Source organism: Peribacillus aracenensis, assembly GCF_025175645.1.
Classification (GTDB): Bacteria; Bacillota; Bacilli; order Bacillales; family DSM-1321; genus Peribacillus; species Peribacillus aracenensis.
Genome location: NZ_JANZMJ010000081.1, coordinates 1 through 2,183 on the forward strand (window position 1 = coordinate 1; position 2,183 = coordinate 2,183).

At 41.2% G+C, this 2,183-nt stretch carries 1 protein-coding gene; it reads left to right on the forward strand.

Going from position 1 to position 2,183, the window contains the following annotated elements:
* The first annotated feature begins 653 nt into the window (after window positions 1-653).
* Window positions 654-2,087 (forward strand): group II intron reverse transcriptase/maturase, encoded by a 1,434-nt coding sequence (gene ltrA / locus N0M92_RS28965; protein ID WP_260289013.1) that lies wholly within the window; start codon window positions 654-656, stop codon window positions 2,085-2,087.
* Window positions 2,088-2,183: the final 96 nt, after the last annotated feature.

Genomic DNA, 2,183 nt, shown 5'->3' on the forward strand with positions numbered 1-2,183 from the left:
CAGCTTTTTGTGCGACGGGCAGTCGTATGGGATGTTGACACTGTCAGCGTCCCTCATTTTCTTTATTCGACAGAGACGTCATTTCGATGAAACGACTGGTAAAAGAATGGAGCAATTGAATCCCAGATGGTGAAAGTCCATTCCCAAGGAGACTGACCTAGCTTGGGAAGCCTAATCTAGGGCAATACCGTGAGGTATTGTCTGAAGGAGATGCGGAAAGTCGAGAGACCCGTAGGTGAAAAAGCAGACCCTAATGCAAGAAGTGTAAAGCACGGCGGCGGGATAAGTTGGCGACTTTTCGAAAAATGAGGAAGCCCACTTACAGGCATTTTCTTTAGAAGTCAGATCGAGTAAATGTGACTTATCACGTGATGGTGCAGGGTATGTTTTGAAGGGAAATACGATAACCCCGTGAGGTCTCCACCTTACCAAACAGGCAGGGTTCTAGTCTATAAGGGTAATCCGAAGTGACATAGAACGGGTGGAGAAGTCAGACGTTCTCATAGTACGGGAGTAGTTCAATGACCAAACATTGAATGAACGGAAGGGGAACGGCCTATGGCTCCAGGTCATGGAAGTGATGTAATGCCAACAAATACGTTACCGCGGTAAAACTGTTTGAATGTACATCAAGGAAAGGCGTGGAATATGAAATGAGTCAAGAGTGGAAAATGAAATTACACAGTGTTTATGGACAACTCCTATTCGACCGCAAATTGACGGAAAGCTTTCGGAAAGTCAAAGAAAACAAAGGTGCGGGAGGAGTAGATGGAGAAACTATCGAGAGTTATGAAGTAAAACTGGAAGAGAATATACTAAATCTCTTAGGGAAATTGCGAACGAAAACGTACCAACCCCAACCAGTAAAAAGAGTATACATCCCCAAGAAAGATGGGAAGAAACGACCTTTGGGCATTCCTACGATAGAAGATAGAATCGTGCAACAGAGTGTGGTCAATGTCTTACAGCCAAAATTCGAGGAACAGTTATTTCACAGTTGGTCCGTGGGATATCGCCCAAATCGGGGAGTCAAAAGAGCCTTACAGATTATTTTATGGAATATTGAATCGGGGTACAATCATATCTATGATTGCGATATAAAAGGGTTCTTTGACAACATCCCACATAAGAAGCTCTTAACTGTACTAAAGAAGTATGTGTCGGACCGTACGGTCCTAAATGTGATTCAGCAATGGCTTAAAGCAGGATATATGGAAGAAGGAAGACAAATTCACTCTGACTATGGGACACCCCAAGGAGGGGTCATTTCTCCGTTACTTGCCAACGTGTATCTGAATGAAATGGATTGGGAATGGGATTTGCATGGAATACGCTTTGTACGTTATGCGGATGACTTTCTGCTTTTTGCCAAATCAGAAGCAGATATCAAAGAAGCAGCCTGTATCACAAAAGAAAAGCTAAAAGAACTAGGGTTAGAAGTTTCAAAGGAAAAGACGAAAGTCATCAACTTTCAAAAGGATAACTTTGATTTTCTGGGATTTACGTTTCATCACTGGAGAGAAGGAAGGAAAGACAAAAAGTCGGTTTTTCATGTGACGCCAAAGAAAGAATCCATAAAGGATTTTCGACTAAAGATTAAGAACAAAACGAGGAAAACGTTCACTCTAAGTAAAGATGAGTGGATAGACCGTGTGAATCCAATCATAAGAGGAAAGGTCAACTACTATGTGACAGTGGTTGAAGCCATAAAAGCAAATATAGAATTAGGAAGCCCCAACCATTGTCAAACGAGATGGGTTCGAAGAACACTGTCTGACATAGATGGATATATAAGGAAGAGATTGAGGGTGGCCTTTATCCATAAACATCCGTCACAAAGGAAAGAGTTAAAGATGCGTAGTTTATGGAACAACTCGTTCTTCTTGAAGATTCAATTGATTCCTTCTTACTGGCTTTACTTAAATAAAGTCTATGGATACACAAAAGAGCAATACCTAAATGAGATGATAAGTAAATCTAAACGTAAAGTGCAGAATGAAATTAAGCGAATAAAAGTAAAAGGTGAGAAATATTATACTCCTCACCGACTCCAAAAGATGCAAAATGCCTGGAACGCATCCTCTTGATAAACATTTATAACATATGGGTAAGCCGTATGCCTTAATAGGGCACGTACGGTTTGATAAGGGGGAAGCCACGAGAGTGGTTTCCCTACTTTATTT